This is a genomic window from Jeotgalibacillus alimentarius, from assembly GCF_000829445.1.
Classification (GTDB): Bacteria; Bacillota; Bacilli; order Bacillales; family Jeotgalibacillaceae; genus Jeotgalibacillus; species Jeotgalibacillus alimentarius.
This window is the reverse complement of the sequence record NZ_JXRQ01000029.1, coordinates 180,318-198,264: the sequence shown is the minus strand read 5'-3', so window position 1 is coordinate 198,264 and position 17,947 is coordinate 180,318. Positions and strand designations below refer to the sequence as shown.

General features: G+C 45.3%; 15 protein-coding genes. 10 read left to right on the top strand and 5 right to left on the bottom strand.

Features of this window, described 5'->3' with window-relative positions; genetic code table 11:
- Window positions 1-185 precede the first annotated feature (185 nt).
- A complete protein-coding gene (locus tag KP77_RS15870; RefSeq protein WP_041123714.1) occupies window positions 186-416 on the top strand; it encodes an excisionase family DNA-binding protein in 231 nt (76 codons plus the stop codon).
- Window positions 417-436: 20 nt separating this feature from the next.
- Entirely contained in the window at window positions 437-1,630 is a 1,194-nt protein-coding gene (locus KP77_RS15865; RefSeq protein ID WP_052474355.1) for a hypothetical protein, read from the top strand.
- A gap of 35 nt (window positions 1,631-1,665) precedes the next feature.
- On the opposite strand, the gene KP77_RS15860 is transcribed toward KP77_RS15865, so the two are convergent.
- On the bottom strand, window positions 1,666-2,457 hold the full coding sequence (locus tag KP77_RS15860; RefSeq protein WP_041123713.1) for an NAD-dependent epimerase/dehydratase family protein: 792 nt from the start codon (window positions 2,455-2,457) through the stop codon (window positions 1,666-1,668).
- Window positions 2,458-2,820: 363 nt separating this feature from the next.
- On the opposite strand from KP77_RS15860, the gene KP77_RS15855 reads away from it, so the two are divergent.
- Window positions 2,821-4,191, top strand: coding sequence for an aspartate kinase (locus KP77_RS15855; protein WP_041123712.1), 1,371 nt, complete (start codon window positions 2,821-2,823; stop codon window positions 4,189-4,191).
- Between the two features lie 176 nt (window positions 4,192-4,367).
- Here KP77_RS15855 and KP77_RS15850 read toward each other — a convergent pair whose 3' ends face one another.
- The gene (locus KP77_RS15850) at window positions 4,368-5,825 is read right to left on the bottom strand and encodes an alpha-amylase (RefSeq protein ID WP_041123711.1); all 1,458 of its coding nucleotides are present in this window, start codon (window positions 5,823-5,825) and stop codon (window positions 4,368-4,370) included.
- A 338-nt stretch (window positions 5,826-6,163) separates the two neighbouring features.
- On the opposite strand from KP77_RS15850, the gene KP77_RS15845 reads away from it, so the two are divergent.
- Window positions 6,164-7,882 carry an ABC transporter ATP-binding protein gene (locus tag KP77_RS15845; protein ID WP_041123710.1) on the top strand — a complete coding sequence of 573 codons (1,719 nt, stop codon included), beginning with the start codon at window positions 6,164-6,166 and terminating at the stop codon, window positions 7,880-7,882.
- Window positions 7,883-8,142: 260 nt separating this feature from the next.
- Here KP77_RS15845 and KP77_RS15840 read toward each other — a convergent pair whose 3' ends face one another.
- Window positions 8,143-9,084, bottom strand: coding sequence for an L-lactate dehydrogenase (locus tag KP77_RS15840; protein WP_041123709.1), 942 nt, complete (start codon window positions 9,082-9,084; stop codon window positions 8,143-8,145).
- A gap of 145 nt (window positions 9,085-9,229) precedes the next feature.
- Complete coding sequence (gene pulA, locus KP77_RS15835; RefSeq protein ID WP_407637938.1) at window positions 9,230-12,142, bottom strand: type I pullulanase; 2,913 nt, start codon at window positions 12,140-12,142, stop codon at window positions 9,230-9,232.
- A gap of 165 nt (window positions 12,143-12,307) precedes the next feature.
- Here pulA and KP77_RS15830 point away from each other — a divergent pair, with 165 nt between their 5' ends.
- Entirely contained in the window at window positions 12,308-12,511 is a 204-nt protein-coding gene (locus tag KP77_RS15830) for a hypothetical protein (protein WP_041123708.1), read from the top strand.
- Between the two features lie 339 nt (window positions 12,512-12,850).
- On the opposite strand, the gene KP77_RS15825 is transcribed toward KP77_RS15830, so the two are convergent.
- On the bottom strand, window positions 12,851-13,045 hold the full coding sequence (locus KP77_RS15825) for a hypothetical protein (protein WP_152614756.1): 195 nt from the start codon (window positions 13,043-13,045) through the stop codon (window positions 12,851-12,853).
- Between the two features lie 139 nt (window positions 13,046-13,184).
- Here KP77_RS15825 and KP77_RS15820 point away from each other — a divergent pair, with 139 nt between their 5' ends.
- The 5 genes from KP77_RS15820 to KP77_RS15800 all read left to right on the top strand — a co-directional run bounded on the left by KP77_RS15820 (window position 13,185) and on the right by KP77_RS15800 (window position 17,802).
- Window positions 13,185-13,730, top strand: coding sequence for a VanZ family protein (locus KP77_RS15820; protein WP_041123706.1), 546 nt, complete (start codon window positions 13,185-13,187; stop codon window positions 13,728-13,730).
- Between the two features lie 353 nt (window positions 13,731-14,083).
- Window positions 14,084-14,776 (top strand): 5-oxoprolinase subunit PxpB, encoded by a 693-nt coding sequence (gene pxpB / locus KP77_RS15815; protein ID WP_041123705.1) that lies wholly within the window; start codon window positions 14,084-14,086, stop codon window positions 14,774-14,776.
- On the top strand, window positions 14,773-15,765 hold the full coding sequence (locus KP77_RS15810) for a 5-oxoprolinase subunit C family protein (RefSeq protein WP_041123704.1): 993 nt from the start codon (window positions 14,773-14,775) through the stop codon (window positions 15,763-15,765). Before pxpB ends, KP77_RS15810 begins: the two co-directional genes overlap by 4 nt.
- Window positions 15,758-16,516: a LamB/YcsF family protein gene (locus KP77_RS15805; protein ID WP_041123703.1), complete on the top strand. Its 759-nt coding sequence runs from the start codon at window positions 15,758-15,760 to the stop codon at window positions 16,514-16,516. The genes KP77_RS15810 and KP77_RS15805 overlap by 8 nt, the downstream gene beginning before the upstream one ends.
- A gap of 92 nt (window positions 16,517-16,608) precedes the next feature.
- Entirely contained in the window at window positions 16,609-17,802 is a 1,194-nt protein-coding gene (locus KP77_RS15800; protein WP_041123702.1) for an NRAMP family divalent metal transporter, read from the top strand.
- Window positions 17,803-17,947 lie beyond the last annotated feature (145 nt).

The following is a 17,947-nucleotide window of genomic DNA, read 5'->3' as shown; positions in this document are numbered from 1 at the left end:
AGCATCCCCCTAGAGCGGAAATTAACAGCCAATCTCAACAAAGCCTTAATATTTGGGAAAATAGTGATTTTGTCATGTGTCTGTCATACAGCCCCAAAATTTAAAAGATGATATTTTAGCGGATAGAGTGTATAATTACCTATGTGTATGATAGGAATATACGTGACATATGAAGGGTGTAAAATATGTACCTTACAACAAAAGAATTAGCAGCCTATTTGGATATGTCTGAACAGCTGATTCTTCAGCTGATCTATGAAAATAAAATCAGAGCTGTCTGGGATGGACAGCAATATATAGTGAATAAAGAGCAGTTTAATCAGCATTTAAAACAGATGGAAAAGGTCAAAGAACTCATCGAAGAGTGGAAGAATGAACCGATTCCTGAAAGTTATGATGTGAAAGATGAGGACTGACAGAAATGGAGGTGTGCCCAGTGATTCCTTTTACAAGAAAATTGAAAGAAAAACTTGAAGCAGCTGATCTGAATCAGTTCTGGCCCGGTTTCAGACTGACCGCTTATGCACTTTATAATCGTGAATCTGTGTATTTATTTAATCATCCTGTCTGCGGTGAAAAGGAAGAACCATTAATTTTTGCCTGGGATAAGCGATTTGTAGGGAATACGCTGATCTTATTTGAAGATGTCCCTACAGCGATTGTCTATGTTGAAAACCCGGGCAGATTCGAGGAGACTTATCCTGTTTTAGTCCATGAGCTTTTTCACGGCTATCAGACACTGATGGATGAAAAAAGGTTCCCGGATGAGTTACTGGGTGTGCAGTATCCACTGTCACAAGAAAATATCGGGTTTCGTCTTGAAGAACGTTCCGTACTGAGTGAAGCGCTCGAAGCACAGGGTGAAGAGCGGCAACAGCATCTCAGGCATTTCGTTTCACTAAGAGAAAAAAGAAGAGAGCTGCTTGGTGACACACTTGAATATGAAAACCTGATTGAAACGATTGAAGGCCCTGCGTGGTACGTTGAAATGAAAGCCTATGCATCGCTTCATGATGATATTAAAAGTGAGAGTTGTTACAAACAAAAGCTGCTGAATCATGAAGAAGCAGGGCTCCACTTGAGAAGAAGCTGCTATAGCTCAGGCCTTGCCATGTGCCTGCTGCTTGATGATTTGCTGCCTGACTGGAAACACCGGTATTTCGCAGAAGAATGTACGCTATATGACTGTCTGAAAGAAATGTCAGGCCAGGACCAGCCGACACTTTACAACTGTGATTGGGAAACGCAGAGTGAGGCGGCAAGGATTTACAGACTGGTACAGGAATCGAGGCTGAAGAAGATTCAGTCATTCTCAGAGTTTGAAGGTTATCAGCTGACAATTGAAGGGCCGATGAGAGCGGTATTTTTTGATCCGATGAATATGGTGAATGTGGATCATCAGCTGCTGCATCAGTATTTCGTTACGATGCAGATTCAGGAGCAGGAATATTTGATCAATCAGCCCGCTCTAACTTATTATGGCCATTCGATTCTTCATGCAGATAAACTGCAGCTGAATCTGAATGAAAAGCCGATCGTGGGTCCTGGTGCAGTGGATATTCCAGGCATCGGACACTTTAAAGGAAACTACAGTGAAGAGGGAAGGCAGCTGAGACTGCTTCTGTCATAAGGAAAAGCTGTCGGGGTAGATCCCCGACAGCTTTTTTAATCGTCTGCAGCGTCTTTTTTTACAAATTCATGACCGCCGACATACTTATAGTCGTCCGGATGACCGAATGAATCCGGCAGGTCTTCCAGATATTCATTCGCATCGTCCACAGGAGCATAGCCGAGTGGATTATCAGGATCCACCGTAAAGAAGCTCTGTTTGTTATTTGAAATACCATAGATCGTTACCACTTCTCTGATATCAGCTGTGATCGATTTGCGCACAAGTTGTGTCAGATCAGCATAGCTGAGCCAGATCATCAGATGTTCTCTTGAATCAGGCTTTTCCACGCAGCCACAGATTCGCAGGTTCACCACTTCCATGCCAAACTTATCATGGTAAAGCTTTCCGAGATCTTCATTATAGACTTTGCTCAGTCCATAAAACGTATCGGGTCTGGTTTCTGTTGTTGTATCATACGGCGCTCCATCTGCCGGCAGGAAACCGACAGCATGAATGCTGCTTGCATAGACGATTCTCTTCACGCCATGCTGTCTTGCAGCTTCATAAATATGATAAGTACCGCGGATATTTGCATCAAGAATGTCCTCGAACTCATTTTCCACAGGCAGTCCTCCGAAGTGAAGCACCGTTTCAATATCATGCTCTTTAAAAATCTGTTCAATCGCTGTGTAATCATTTAAGTCCGCTTTAATAAACGGCAGATCCTCCGGAAGTTCATCTGAAGAAGAACGGTTGGTCAGTACAAGGTCAAAATCCTCTTTCAGTGCATGTGCCAGCACAGTGCCAAGACCGCCTGAAGCACCTGTTAATAATACTTTACCCATGATGATTTCACTGCCTTCCTGTTATTGTCATGCTTGTACCTTTCCCTTTTTAAAGCATTGCAACCCGCATTTTGAAAAAAATTAAATTGTAAGCGTTATCAAATGAAACAATCAGAAAATAAGGGTGACACATCCCAATGAACCTTGTATACTTGTCATTAAAATTCTTTCTGAAAAATACAAGTGTTTTTATATGAAGTACAGTTGTCTTTTGGGAGGGCACTGAGGGGAATGTATTGTGGAGCGATTGCAGTAAGCTGGGTCGCAGTTGCGATGAACGTCGCTTCGGCTGCAGCAAACCCTTCCCGCAGAAGCGCGCATTTATATAATCAGTAGAACCAAATACAAAGGAGTTTTGCCTTCATGAAAGTTGTAAAATTTGGCGGCAGTTCAGTCGCAAGCGCCACTCAGTATAAAAAAGTTGCATCCATTCTTGCTGCAGATCCTGAGCGGAAAGCAGTCATCGTCTCAGCACCGGGTAAGCGCCATGCGGAAGATACGAAAACAACCGATCTATTAATCCGGCTGGCTGACAGTGTCGGTGAGCGGGACTTCAATGAAGAGGCTTTTCAGGCAGTCCTGAAAAGATACCGCGACATTATAGAAGAGCTTGAGCTGGATTCCTCACTGATGACTGAAGTGGAAGGACACCTTCATGAAGTCATTTCAATGTACCGGCAATCAAAAGACCGTCTGCTTGATGGTCTGAAGGCGAGCGGGGAAGACCTGAATGCTAAAGTCATGACAGCCTACCTGCAATCACTCGGTAGAAAAGCGACATATATTTCACCGAAAAAAGCCGGCATGATCGTCACGGATGAACCGGGAAATGCGCAGATTCTGCCGGAAGCCTATCCGGAGATTGCAAAGCTTCGTGACATAGAAGGGCTCCTTGTGATCCCCGGATTTTTCGGATATTCCTATGAAGGCAACATTGTGACATTCCCGCGCGGCGGTTCTGATATTACAGGGTCGATTATCGCAGCAGGTCTCGACGCAACGGAATATGAAAACTTTACAGATGTAGATTCAATCTACTGTGTCAGCCCGAAAATGGTAGACAAGCCGCGTGAATTAAAAGAGCTGACTTACCGGGAAATGCGTGAGCTTGCATACTCGGGCTTTTCAGTATTTCACGATGAAGCTCTCCAGCCGGTTGTGCACAAAAAGATTCCGGTCTGTGTCAAAAATACAAATCGTCCGGAAGCAAGAGGGACAAGAATTGTTGCCAGTCGTGAACTCGACGGCCGTCCTGTAATCGGGATTGCCAGTGACGAAGGCTTCTGCAGTATCAACATGACGAAATATCTGATGAACAGAGAGCTTGGCTTTGGTCGCAGACTCCTTGCCATCTTAGAGGACGAAGGCGTTTCATATGAGCATACGCCATCAGGAATTGATAACATGTCTGTCATTGTGAGATCCCATCAGCTTTATAACGGACAGGAAGCGCGCGTGTTGAACCGCATCCGTGAAGAACTGCAGGTCGATGAGCTATACGTCGAGCGTGACCTGGCAATGATTATGGTGGTGGGCGAAGGCATGAACCAGACAATCGGTATCGCCTCAAAAGCAACACAGGCCCTCGCTCAGGCAGGCGCTAATATCAAAATGATTAACCAGGGATCAAGTGAAGTCAGTATGATGTTCGGGGTAAATGTAGAAGACGTAGAACGTGCAGTACAGAGCCTTTACCATATTTATTTTCCGGCTGAGGTCGGGCAGGAAGTTTGATGGATGTTGAGGTTCTCAGCTTTATGCGTGTGGTTCGCCACTTACACTTGTGTGTTCGGCGTAAAACCTGTGAACTTCGACGCAAAACAGCCCACCTTCGCTTTATCGCCTGATTCAGGACTAATTTCTAACAAAAAAGCTTCTGCCAGAAAATCCGGCAGAAGCTTTCTACATGTTTACTCAGCTGGCAGAGCCCACACAGACACACTGCCTGCCTCCACAGGGAACGTGCCATACCCTTCATCATCAATCACAACCGGCTCATCAATCGAATTCGTATAGTCGGTCCACTCTTCACCAGCGCGATGTTCGCCGACAAACATACGCTTCTCACCTGCGTCACCAACTGTTACAACAACCGCACAGCCGGAACCTTCGATTTCTTCAACGCCGCGGCGTACCCAGCCAATCGTTGCCGGATGGTCAAAATAATCGTCCTGCTCACCGTATGCACGGTGGAAGCGCGCATAGATCAGCGGGTCAATCGCCTCTCGCTTATCCTCAATCGGATTTTCACCGTCAATACCGAAGTAATCTCCATAAAATACGCACGGATATCCATCTGCACGCAGTAGAACCAATGCGTAAGCACTCTGCTTAAACCAGTCCTGCACCCAGGATTCAAGAGACTCACCAGGCTGGGAATCATGGTTATCCACGAACGTCACTGCATTCATCGGGAATTCCCCGACAAGCGTACCATCGAACAGCGTTGAAAGATCGGCGTCACGCCCATCTTCTGAAATACGATGCAGCTTATAATGGAGCTGAACGTCAAACAGATCGAGCTGAAAATCAGTGGCTTCAAGGAAGCTGCCACACGCTTCAATGTCCTCATTCCAGTATTCGCCTACCATATAAAAGTTGCCATCCCGGTGTTCTTTTACCTGACGGATAAAATCATCAATGAACTCATGGCTGATATGCTTAATTGCATCAAGACGATATCCGTCAGCGTCAAGCGTATCAGACATCCATTTACCCCAGCTGATCATTTCATCGCGGACTTCAGGATGATTGTAATCCAGGTTTGCAAACATTAAATAATCATAGTTTCCGAACTCGTCATCAACCTGATCATTCCAGCTCTTACCTTCGCCGACGATTTTGAAAAAGCCGGTGCGTTCTTCGCGGGCATCGTAATCAGTCCCATTAAAGTGGTCAAAGTTCCACTGGAAATCAGAGTACTTGCCATCACGACCGGGGAAGGTGAACTTTGTCCATCCTTCAATCTCAAACGGCTCAGAAATCTCTTCAAGACGGTTTTCTGCATCTACTTCAATGACCTGGAACGTTTCTTTCTCATCAGCTCCGGCCTTATGATTCATGACCACATCAACGTATACCTGAATACCGTTTTCGTGACAGGCCCGAATGGCTTCATGAAGCTCATCTTTTGTTCCGTATTTTGTTCTGACGTCACCTTTTTGGTCAAATTCACCAAGGTCATACAGGTCATAGACACCGTAACCGTTGTCATCAGGTGATTCACCTTTTGTCACCGGAGGAATCCAGACTGCGTCAATTCCGCTTGCTTTTAACTCAGGTGCTGCATCCTTTAGTCTTTTCCAGTGATCGCCGTCTGCAGCAACGTGCCACTCAAAGAATTGAAGCATAGTGTGATTTCTTTCCACGTGAATTCCTCCTCTTAAATTAATCAGTATTTTAATAACGCGAAACCTTTCCGTGCGGGACTGCGCTTTCCTGCCCCGGGCGGTGAGCCTCCTCGAGCTTCGCTCTCCGGGGTCTCACCTGTCTCTTCCTGGGGAGGTAGTCTCCGTCCCGCACTTCAAGGTTTCGCTGGTTTTGTTCTAATAACTTCAAAGCTACAACTTAATAGAGTGATTATAGAGCAAAATAATATATCAGACAATTCTGAAGTCAATTTGTTTCGTCAAGCGAAAAAATGTGTGGCGCATTTTATTGTTTGATGTAAAATAATAGTTACATATTTCACAAGGGAGTACAGATGATGCTAAAAAGATTCTTTTCTTATTACAAACCGCATAAAAAGCTTTTTGCAGCGGATTTCAGCTGTGCGGTGATTGTCGGAATTCTGGAGCTCGGCTTCCCGCTTGCTGTATCATGGTTCATTGATACGCTGCTGCCGGAAGGGAACTGGCAGGCGATTACATGGGTCAGCTTTCTCCTCCTGTTTCTCTATCTCTCAAGTACCTCTCTTCAATACGTTGTAAACTATTGGGGTCACAAACTTGGAATTAATATTGAAACCGACATGCGTCAGGAGCTGTTTGAACATGTGCAGCGTCAGTCGTTTTCTTTCTTCGATAACACGAAGACAGGTCATATCATGAGCCGGATTACAAATGATCTTTTTGATATCGGCGAGATGGCTCACCATGGGCCGGAAGATTTGTTTATTGCAGTTATGACATTTTTCGGGGCGTTTTGGATTATGCTGACGATCAATGTTGAGCTGGCGCTTGTCGCGATTATTGTTGTACCGTTTCTGATCTGGCTCATTACGTATGCGAATATTAAGATGAATACAGCCTGGAAAGCGATGTATGGCAATATCGCTGAAGTGAATGCGCGTGTAGAGGATAGTGTGTCTGGAGCGCGCGTTGTTCAGTCATTTACAAATGAAAAGCATGAGATTAAGCGTTTTACTGCGGACAACCGTCATTACCGCGAGTCAAAAGTCGGCGCCTACAAAGTAATGGCGTTCAGCTTGTCGGGCATGTATATCATGACACGTCTGATTGTACTCGTTGTACTTGTGTTTGGTGCATACCTGAGCCTTAATAATGAATTGTCTTATGGAGAGCTTGTCGCATTTGTTTTATATATTAATGTCCTTTTCAAGCCGATTGATAAAATCAGTGCACTGCTTGAAATGTATCCAAAAGGCATGGCGGGTTTCAAACGGTTTACAGATCTTCTTGACCAGGCACCGGTTATTACGAACCGTCCTGATGCAAAAGTGGTAGATCATTTGGAAGGGGAAATTGAATTTGACCATGTATCCTTCAGCTATGATGAACAAAAGGATGTATTAAATGACATTTCACTGAAGCTTCGAAAAGGGGAGACAGTTGCCTTTGTCGGGCCTTCGGGAGCGGGGAAGACAACGATCTGTTCGCTGATTCCAAGGTTTTATGATGTCACAGATGGCGCCATTAAAATCGATGGGATGGATATCCGTGATATGACTAAAGAGTCTCTGAGAAGCCAGATTGGCATCGTGCAGCAGGACGTGTTCCTCTTTACCGGTACGCTGCGTGAAAATATTGCCTACGGAAAACTGGATGCAACAGAGGAAGAAATTCAGGAAGCCGCACGTAAAGCCAACCTGCAGTCAGTGGTGGATGGATTGCCGCTCGGCTACAACACTCAGATAGGGGAGCGCGGATTAAAGCTATCAGGCGGTCAGAAGCAGCGTATTGCGATTGCGAGAATGTTTCTGAAGGATCCTGCGATTTTAATTCTTGATGAAGCCACATCAGCACTTGATACAGAAACAGAAGCGCTGATCCAGACGGCGATTGAAGAACTGGCAAAAGGCCGCACGACACTCGTGATCGCTCACAGGCTCGCAACGATCCGTAAAGCAGACCGCGTTGTGGTTGTAACAGAAGAGGGAATTGCTGAAGACGGTACGCACGCTGAGCTGCTGGAGCAGGATGGAATTTTTGCGAATCTGCATCGCGTGCAGTATGAGCAGGTGTAGGGGATAGGGTTTGTCTGGGCTGCTTGCGGTTCGGGTTCGGCGGGAAATAATGAATGTTCGATGGGAAATAATCTGGGTTCGGCGTAAAATAGTTCATATTCGCCTTTCACCGAGTCATGTTCGACGCAAAACCAGACATGTTCGCCACTTCGTGTAATTAGACCTATGCCCGGGAAGCCATTTTACGGCCGCCGTCCCAATCCCAAACCCGCCACACACCAAAAACCCAGCTGATGCCCTGCACCAGCTGGGTTTCTCGTTTAAAAATGGGGCTTTAATATATCTCTCAGCACATCTGCACTCTTAGCAAACTGCTCTTTTTCCTGATCACTCAAGTTCAGCTCCACAACCTCTCGCACGCCGTCACGGTTGATAATAGCAGGCACTCCGATATACACATCTTCCTCACCGTATTCACCTTCCATCAGTGCAGAAACCGTTAAAATACTATTTTCATTATGCAAAATCGCTCTGGTAATCCGCACAAGCCCCATTGCAATGCCGTAGTAGGTCGCGCCTTTACTGTTAATGATCTGGTAGGCGGCATCTCGGACATTAACAAAGATCTCATCAAGGTCTTCCTGCGTATATTCAGGATGCTTTTTGATCATATCAAGCACGGCCACGCCGCCGACATCTACTGAGCTGTAGACAGGCAGTTCGCTGTCACCGTGTTCGCCGATAATATAACCGTGTACGTTTTGGGGTGCAACCTGAAAGTATTCGCCAAGCAGGAAGCGGAAGCGTGCTGTATCTAAAATAGTACCTGAGCCAATCACGCGCTCTTTTGGAAATCCGCTATACTTCCAGACCGCATACGTCAGGACATCTACCGGGTTGGTCGCGACCAGGAAAATGCCATCGAATCCACTGTCTGTGACCTGGGTAACGATTGAATGAAAGATCTTAAGGTTTTTCTCTACAAGCTGAAGTCTGGTCTCACCAGGCTTCTGGTTAGCGCCTGCACAGATGACAACCAGATCAACATCTTTGCAGTCTTCATATGTGCCAAATGAAATATTGAGTGATTGCTGGGCAAATACTTTACCATGATTCAGGTCCAGTACATCACCTTTAGCTTTCTCTTCATTCAGATCAATCATAATCAGCTCATCAGCTACACCCTGATTCAATAATCCGAATGCATAACTTGAGCCGACAAAACCTGTTCCAATCAGTGCTACGCGATTACCTTTTCCCATTTTCACAACACACCTTTTCAAGTAGAATGATGTTCTGATTTTATTATATACGATAAAGCTTTATTTGTGAATATTTTCACAAATTTTATACACTGTTTATTTTAAAACACCCCTGATCCGGCAAGCGCGGAGCAGGGGTGAGGCATTATTTCAGTTTTCCATCTTTCAGCAGTACCATACTGCTTAATCCGTCAACTTTAATTGTTTTTCCTTTTTCGACTGTAAGGATGCTGGTGCCTGCTTTATCATCGTTCACAAGCACTTTCCATGGCCCTTTACCAGGGAGTGCAACGGAAACCGCTTCTTTATTTGCGTTATGAATCACAAACAGGTGGCGATTCTTTTTCTCCTGCAGTGTGTAAGCAATTGTGTTGGCAGGAGAAGCAATAAATGACAGACGTTCTTCAATTTCTTTTGCATCTGTTAACCTGAATGCCTCATATCTCTGGCGCAGGTCAATGAGTCCTTTCATATAAGATACTTCCTCATTAAACGCAGCACGGCGCTCCCAGTCCAGTTGATTCACACTGTCAGGAGACTGATAGCTGTTGTGATCGCCGCCCTTTGTGCGCATAAATTCCTGTCCCGCGTGGATAAATGAGATCCCCTGGGACGTGAGGACGATGGATGAGCCGAGTTTGTGCATAGCCTTCATCTCGTCTTCCGTTGCATCAGGATTTGTCTTCTCGAGCTTATCCCATAGCGTCAGGTTGTCGTGCGCCTCAACGTATTGCACAACCTGATCCGGGTCGCGGTAAGTGGCAAAGCTGTCGTTATAGTCAAGACCGCCTGCTACACTTTGACGCATGATGTCTTCCATGCCCTGTTTCCCGTTGATAAAGCCAGGGTCAGTATCTTCCCATACGCTTCCTTTAGCCCCGTCCCGCATTGTATCGTTGAAATGGGCAACTCGCTCCATATCCTCAGCGTTTTTCTGGTTCGCTTTCAGTTCAGGGTCAAGTGGTGTATTCAGGTCCCAGCCCTCTCCAAGAACAATGATAGACGGGTCGATTTCATCCAGCGCTTCACGGACTTCATTCATTGTATCTGTATCATGAATACCCATCAGGTCAAAACGGAAGCCGTCCATATCGTATTCTTCAGCCCAGTATGAAACAGAATCCACGATAAATTTCTGCATCATTTTGCGCTCGGAAGCTGTATCATTTCCAACGCCTGTCCCGTTAGCAAGTGAACCATCCTCGTTATAGCGGAAATAATAGCCCGGCACAAGCTGGTTGAAATTCGATTCATTCACAGCATACATATGATTATAGACCACATCCATAATCACACCAAGGTCTTCATCGTGCAGTGTGTGGATCATTTCCTTCAGCTCTTTGACTCTGACAACAGGATCATATGGGTCAGTTGCATAAGAGCCTTCAGGTGTATTATAGTTTTTCGGATCATAGCCCCAGTTAAATTGAGGGGTATCCAGATTGGTTTCATCAACTGTACGGTAATCATAAATTGGCAGGAACTGAACGTGCGAAACGCCAAGATTTAAAATATGGTCAAGACCTGTTGCATAGCCTTCAGGACCTGTTGTTCCTTTTTCAGTAACGCCAAGATACTTACCCTTGTTTTCGATTCCGCTTTCAGGCTGGATCGAAAGGTCTCGGACATGCAGCTCATAGATAATGGCATCTTCAGGATTTTCTCCTTTAGAAAACTCTTCCCAGCCTTCAGGATTCGTGCGGTCAAGGTCAATCACAGCACCTTTATCCCCGTTAACTGAAGTGGAACGGACGTAAGGGTCAACCGCTTCACGCCACTCATCACCAATCTTTACTTTGTACGTATAAAGCTGGTTGTGAAGATCGCCTTCAACTGTTGATGTCCACGTTCCTTTTTCTGAAGCGTCCATCACAATTTCTTCACCCTCAGTTGCATCCCATGTGTCATACAGCACAAGCCGAGCTTCGCTTGCAGTAGGAGCCCAGAGGCGGAAGTCAGTTTTTTCTTCAGCATACGTGTTTCCGAGATCATCGCCATCATAAAAATACATGTCATCAAATGACTCAGAACGGATCACTTTTCCGACTTGTACTGTTGCATCACCGAAAAATTCAGTTTCGATCGTATAGGTTTTTGTCAGATCAATGTCTTCAACTGTTTCGATCGTCACTTTGTTGGTGACCGGATCCGTTCCTTCAAACGGGCGGATATCTGCAATTGTCAGCCCATTTAACGTAATGCCAGGGTTTTCAGAAGCAGTATCAATAGGGAGATTCGTTGTTAATGTAATTTCATTGATTTCATCAATCGTTGCACTAACGATACGCGGTGTTGAATCAATATATTTTGAATCATAATAGACGCCGCTATCGCTCTGTACAATCCAGACTTCGGCTGTACCGTCTTCATTGATTTTCGTAATGAAACGGTCACCGTTTTCGCGGTCAGCCCACGCATTATCGCCTTCTGTCTTTTTTACAATAAATCCGACTTTATTAAAAAGATCATCGCTTGAGACAGTAAAGTTCGCAGTTAGACCGAAATCATCCTGTCCTGTGAACTGAACCTCCTGTCCGTCACCATCTCCAGGCCATGCCCATAGGTTCCAGCCTTCATAGTTACCATCAAAACGGTAATAGTGCAGCGTGACATCGACTTCATTAAATTCAGGGAAATCACGGTATTCTCCATCCGGAGGTGAGGTGTAAACTGTGTCATCGCCGGACTTAATCCATACTTCAGCAACGCCTGCTTCAGTCTCAGCCCAGCGATCACCGCCATCTTTTTCCCATGTATCAGTTCTTACAATAAATCCAATACGATCATGTGAGCCTGCCAGATCAACCGTTGCGATCTTTCCGAATTCATCTTCTCCTGTAAACTCATGGACCTGGCCGTCACCGCCTTCTGGCCACACCCATAAGTTCCAGTCTTTCTGCACATCAGCATTTTCCTGATAATGCACAATCAGCGTTGAATATGTATTGCTTTCAGCTTGTGCAACATTTGATGCAATCGGTTGCGCAATCGGCAATAAAGAAATAATTAATAGTAATGCCATCCACCCTGCTAAAAACTTTCTGTGATTCACATACATTCCTCCTTATATTTGGTATGGTTAGCATTATAAGGTGAGAATAGCCTGATTGAAAGCGTTTGCAAAAAAGTTGCACAAAACGCATCAATCGCACTAGTGAACATTCTGTGACTATATGTTCTGAATGATCTGAAAACAGTAAGATACTCACAGGAGGCGATAGGCTTGAAAGTAGCAGGATATTTTCTCTCAGGATTAGCGATAGCGACCTTAATCTTTATGATTGCCGGTCCGATCGTCGGCGGCGTCATAGCATTTGCTTTATTATTTACAGTCCAGATGAGTAAAGGTGCAGAGGAGCAGGCACCAAAAGACCGGGTGGCTGAAGCGTATCAGAAGTATTTAGATGAAAAAGAAACCGGGGCGTGATCCGGTTTCTTAGAAAGGCTGGATGAGGCAACTGGGGTCGCGATTGCCCCAAGTAGGGCTGATGGAAAAACGGTGCGGGGTGAAGGAATAATCTTAATAGATGATGGAATTATTTTTCAGATTGATGGAAATAAGCGAGGCTGATGGAATCATCTTCAGGATAGAAAGAATCATCTAGAAAATTGATGGAATAAATTTCAACCTGATGGAAATATCGCCTTGGCTGAAGGAATCCCGCCACACCCCATCCCATCCAAACCCGTCAAAAAACCAAAAACCCCTTGATCTCCATCACATTCATGTGAAGGACATCAAGGGATTTTCTTCATTACCAATAACTCACACATATGCATAAAACCTCACCAAATCAGCTATTCCCTGCTCTTCATCCGTTACCGGCGACTGGAAAATTCCAATGACCAGATCCATGAATTCCCCGCGGAACAAAAACGCGAAAATCAACACAGTACATATGAAAATAGCAGTGAAAAATAATATGTAAACCGACCATTTACCAGCAGATTGAACCATCATTCTCCCTCCTGAAATCCAGTTATATGTATTAGACGTTAAAAAAAGGAAAAAGGTTTCGTATTTTCTGAAAAAAGTTTTGATTTATTTTTTTGGGTAAATCAAATAGGATAGGATTAGACGATTAAAGTGAGGGAAATCTATGACTTCGTTTGCATTGCCGGCAGCATTAATAGCTGTGTTGGCCGGCTTCATTATCATGATAAAAGATGGACGGAAGAAAAAACGCACATCTGTCAATCGTACAATGGTGGTTCTGTTCTGGATCTATGTGACAGCCGTTGTCCATGTCACGCTGGGTACGCTTCAGTTCCCACCGGATATCGGATCGCCCGTCAGAGTCCAGCTGGAGCCGTTTTATTTTCTCGATGAATGGGCGACCTATCGAAACCTGTACAGCGAATCATTTTTTCAGAATGCCAGTCTGACAGTTTACAATTTTATTATGTTTATGCCATACGGCTTTTTCCTGGCCTATTTTAAAAGAGGGTTCTTCACATCAGTGTTTGTTCTGTTCTTTTCAAGCCTGTTGATCGAAACAACACAGCTTGTACTTTCCTTCCTCGGCATCACGTGGATCAGAGGCTTCAACGTCGATGACCTCATCATGAACACAGCCGGCGGGATCATTGTTTATATCATTACCTGGCTCGTGTTGAAAATCATTAAAATGTTGAAGAGAGACTGAGATAAAGCATCAAAATTTAGTGTGACTACTTAAATATGACTACACCTTAAGGTGAACGAAGCGGAAGGTGGTGACTCCGGGACGATTAGCGGGATAGCTGAGACCCCACAGGCGAAGCCGAGGAGGCTCAGCGACCGCCGTCCGGAAAGCATCCGCCTGGAGCGTAGTGAACCGGTTAAGAGACTGAGACAATATCGTCACAGTCTCTTTTTTTAGAGGCTTAAACCCATGCGCCAAAAGGTATCTAGTATAATAGAAGGTTTGCAGGAAAGCAGTCAGTGCGATAATCTAATGCCTAAGAGCTGAATTTTCACACAAATCTAATATCGCATTTTGTTAAAAGGAGAGATTAGATGAATATCACGTATCATCCGCTTGGCGATCAGGCCGTACTGATCCATTTCAAGCAGGAAGTAAGCCGTGAAGTGCTTGCAGAAGTACAGAATCTGAAGCGGGCGATACAGGAGGACCAGCCTGAATGGCTATTTGAAGCAGTTCCCGGATATGCCTCACTTGCGGTTCATTATGACCTGGTTCAGCTGATTCATGAGCAGGACCCTTATGAAGCAGTTCTTACCTATTTAAAAGAAAAAGCTGAAACGGTAAAAAGCAGTGACGGTTTCAAACAGCGTACTGTAAAAGTTCCTGTTTGCTATGGCGGAGAACTTGGACCTGACCTCGAAGAAGTTGCTGAACACGCAGGCATTTCAGCAGAAGAAGTGATTAAAAGGCATCAACATGGAGATTATACAGTCTATATGCTTGGCTTTGCGCCGGGATTCCCGTATATCGGCGGCCTGGACCCTACTATCGCGGCGCCTCGTAAAAATAACCCCCGGACCGCGATTCCAGCAGGTTCAGTCGGGATTGCCGGTGAACAGACAGGGGTCTATTCAATTGAAACACCTGGGGGCTGGCAGATTATCGGACGGACGCCGGAAAAGCTGTTTGACCTGCGGAGAGAAAAGTCATTTCTTTTGCGCGCAGGTGACAGAATTGAGTTTTATTCAATTACACAAAAAGAATTTGAGGAGTGGCAGCAATGATACATGTAATAGAACCCGGACTGCTATCTTCAATTCAGGATAACGGACGGCGGGGACATCAGGAATCGGGCATGATTATATCAGGTGTGATGGATATCTTCTCTATGCGCATCGCTAATACGCTTGTCGGCAATGATGAAAATGAAGCCGTGCTTGAAATCACTTTAACAGGTCCGACAATCGAATTTCAGGAAGATCAGCTGATTGCAATCTGTGGTGCTGATTTTTCAGCAGTTATTGATGATCAGCCCGCTCCATTATGGCGTCCGGTTGCAGTGAAAAAAGGCAGTACACTACATATGAAATTTTCTAAAACAGGCTGCAGAGGTGTGATTGCAGTCGGGGGAGGCTTTAATGTCCCTGAAGTACTCGGAAGTAAATCTACGTATCTGAGAGCAGGGATCGGCGGCTTTAAAGGGCGAGGTCTTGAAAAGGAGGACCTGATCTCAGTTGGTACGCGAAATAGTGACTCAGAGCGTATTTATCAGAATGTGCTGAACAAACCTGCGCAGTGGTCTGTATCGCGTGCTTATACAGAAGAGGTGTATGACCGTTCAGTGATGCGGGTGATCCCGGGGAAGCAGTATGAAGCATTCACAGAAGAAAGCAGAGAGTGCTTTTTCGATCAGGCCTATAAAATCTCAAAGCACTCTGACCGGATGGGCTTCAGGCTTGATGGTGACAACCTTGAATGCGGCCTGCAGGGAAATATGCTCTCTGAGGGTGTAGCGTTCGGAACGGTGCAGGTTCCTGCAGATGGACAGCCGATCATCCTGCTTGCTGACAGACAGACACTTGGCGGCTACCCGAAGATTGGCCAGGTTGCATCAGTGGATCTACCGGCACTGATTCAGAAAAAGCCCGGTGAATCAATTCATTTTGAAGAGATTTCAATACAAAAAGCTCAGGAATTATTTAGAGAACGTGAGAAAGAATGGCAGGAATTGAAGTGGATGATTACTGCGAGCTTGGAGGGATTGGATGGTTAAGATCGATCTGAACTGTGATATGGGAGAGAGCTTTGGCGCCTATAAAATGGGGAACGATGCGGAGGTGCTGAAGTTTGTTACTTCTGCAAACATTGCCTGCGGGTATCATGCAGGAGATCCGACTGTCATGAGAAGAACAGTTGAGCTCGCGCTTGAAAATGGAACCGGCATTGGCGCGCACCCCGGATTTCCCGACCTTGGCGGATTTGGCAGACGCAATATGACTGTCACAGAGGAAGAGGCTTACGACCTCACGCTTTATCAGATTGGTGCCCTTTACGGCTTTGTGAAGGCGCAGGGTGGCAGACTTCAGCATGTAAAACCGCATGGCGCACTGTACAATGCGGCTGCGAAGGATGCAAAACTTGCAGGCGCAATTGCAAAAGCGGTTTACGACCTGGATCCTAAGATGATATTATTTGGTCTGTCCGGTGGAGAACTGATCCAGGCCGGCAGAAACATCGGCCTTCAGACAGCTTCAGAAGTGTTTGCTGACAGAACCTATCAGCCTGACGGTTCACTCACACCGCGCACCCAGTCAAACGCTTTAATTGAAGATGACGAAACTGCCGTATCACAGGTTGTCCGTATGGTAAAAGACGGATTAGTGCGGGATGTAAATGGAGAAGACGTCAGCATTGAAGCTGACACCGTTTGTATTCATGGAGATGGCGCACATGCACTGGCTTTTGCTGAGAAAATTAACAGCAGGCTGAAAGAAGAAAGTATTTTGATCAAAAGTTTTAAGTAACTTAATAAAAGCCCATGATGCCTTTAGATAGCAGGAGATGCCATCTAAAGGCATCAGGAGCTTAAAGAACATCAGGAAAGGAATAGACAACGATGAAAAAACCGGAATCTAACCGCAGTATACTGCTCGGCGCTGCATTCCTGATGGCAACCTCAGCTGTCGGGCCGGGCTTCTTAACACAGACGACCACATTTACCCAGACACTTGCAGCAAGCTTTGGTTTTGTTATTTTAATTTCTATTATTATTGATATTGGCGTACAGATGAATATCTGGCGGATTATTACCGTATCAGGTAAACGCGCGCAGGAAATCGCAAATGAAGTGCTTCCGGGTCTTGGCATCTTCCTCGCAGCGCTCGTTGTGCTTGGCGGGCTTGCGTTTAATATCGGAAATATCGGGGGAGCGGGTCTTGGTACGAACGTACTTTTCGGCGTCTCACCTGAGATGGGCGCCCTGTTCAGCGGTCTGATTGCAATCGGGATCTTCCTGGTACGGGAAGCTGCCCGCATTATGGATCGCTTTATCCAGGTGCTGGGCTTTCTTATGATTGGGCTCACTGTATTTGTTATGTTCCAGTCCCAGCCGCCCGTTGGAGAAGCGATTATACGTTCTTTTATACCTGAAACGCTAGACTTCCTGGCAATTGTCACGCTGGTCGGAGGTACAGTCGGCGGGTATATCACTTTTGCAGGAGGACACAGACTGCTTGATGCAGGACTAAGCGGTATGAAAAATATACCTGAAGTTAATAAAAGTGCAGTGTCTGCGATTGGACTTGCTTCAATCATAAGAATTTTCTTATTCCTCGCGACACTTGGTGTAGTGGCACAGGGTCTTGACATTAATCCGGAAAATCCACCGGCATCCGTATTCCAGCTCGCAGCAGGGAATATCGGTTATAAAATTTTTGGTGTTGTGATGTGGTCTGCCGCGATTAGTTCAGTAATCGGTGCCGCTTATACATCAGTTTCCTTTATCAAAACTTTCAGTCCGGTGTTGGCAAAATACGAAAAGTTTCTGATTGTCGGTTTTATTACCGTATCAACAGCCATCTTTACATCAATTGGTCAGCCGGTTACATTGCTCATCCTTGCAGGTGCATTAAATGGGCTGATTCTGCCAATTTCACTTGGTGTGATCTTGCTTGCAGCACATAATAAGAAAATTGTTGGTGAATACAATCATCCGAAGTGGTTAACAGGCTTTGGGATCTTAATTGTTGTTGTCATGGCTTACCTTGGCGGTTACACGATGATTAATCAGCTGCCTGAATTGTTTTCATAATAGTAAATAAAAAGAGCCTGAGATAAAAACGATGATATTTGTTGTTTGAATTACTTTTTATTGAAATAAAATCTTAGTGGAACGGAGCGTAAGGCGGTGACTCCGGGACGATTAGCGGGACAGCTGAGACCCCCACAGCCGAAGG

Coding starts and splice junctions, on each gene's coding strand:
- KP77_RS15845 (WP_041123710.1), top strand. CDS start 6,164: ATGCTAAAAAGATTCTTTTCTTATTACAAACCGCATAAAAAGCTTTTT.
- KP77_RS15800 (WP_041123702.1), top strand. CDS start 16,609: ATGAAAAAACCGGAATCTAACCGCAGTATACTGCTCGGCGCTGCATTC.
- KP77_RS15860 (WP_041123713.1), bottom strand. CDS start 2,457: ATGGGTAAAGTATTATTAACAGGTGCTTCAGGCGGTCTTGGCACTGTG.
- KP77_RS15855 (WP_041123712.1), top strand. CDS start 2,821: ATGAAAGTTGTAAAATTTGGCGGCAGTTCAGTCGCAAGCGCCACTCAG.
- KP77_RS15820 (WP_041123706.1), top strand. CDS start 13,185: ATGACTTCGTTTGCATTGCCGGCAGCATTAATAGCTGTGTTGGCCGGC.
- KP77_RS15810 (WP_041123704.1), top strand. CDS start 14,773: ATGATACATGTAATAGAACCCGGACTGCTATCTTCAATTCAGGATAAC.
- pxpB (WP_041123705.1), top strand. CDS start 14,084: ATGAATATCACGTATCATCCGCTTGGCGATCAGGCCGTACTGATCCAT.
- pulA (WP_407637938.1), bottom strand. CDS start 12,142: ATGTATGTGAATCACAGAAAGTTTTTAGCAGGGTGGATGGCATTACTA.
- KP77_RS15870 (WP_041123714.1), top strand. CDS start 186: ATGTACCTTACAACAAAAGAATTAGCAGCCTATTTGGATATGTCTGAA.
- KP77_RS15805 (WP_041123703.1), top strand. CDS start 15,758: ATGGTTAAGATCGATCTGAACTGTGATATGGGAGAGAGCTTTGGCGCC.
- KP77_RS15825 (WP_152614756.1), bottom strand. CDS start 13,045: ATGATGGTTCAATCTGCTGGTAAATGGTCGGTTTACATATTATTTTTC.
- KP77_RS15840 (WP_041123709.1), bottom strand. CDS start 9,084: ATGGGAAAAGGTAATCGCGTAGCACTGATTGGAACAGGTTTTGTCGGC.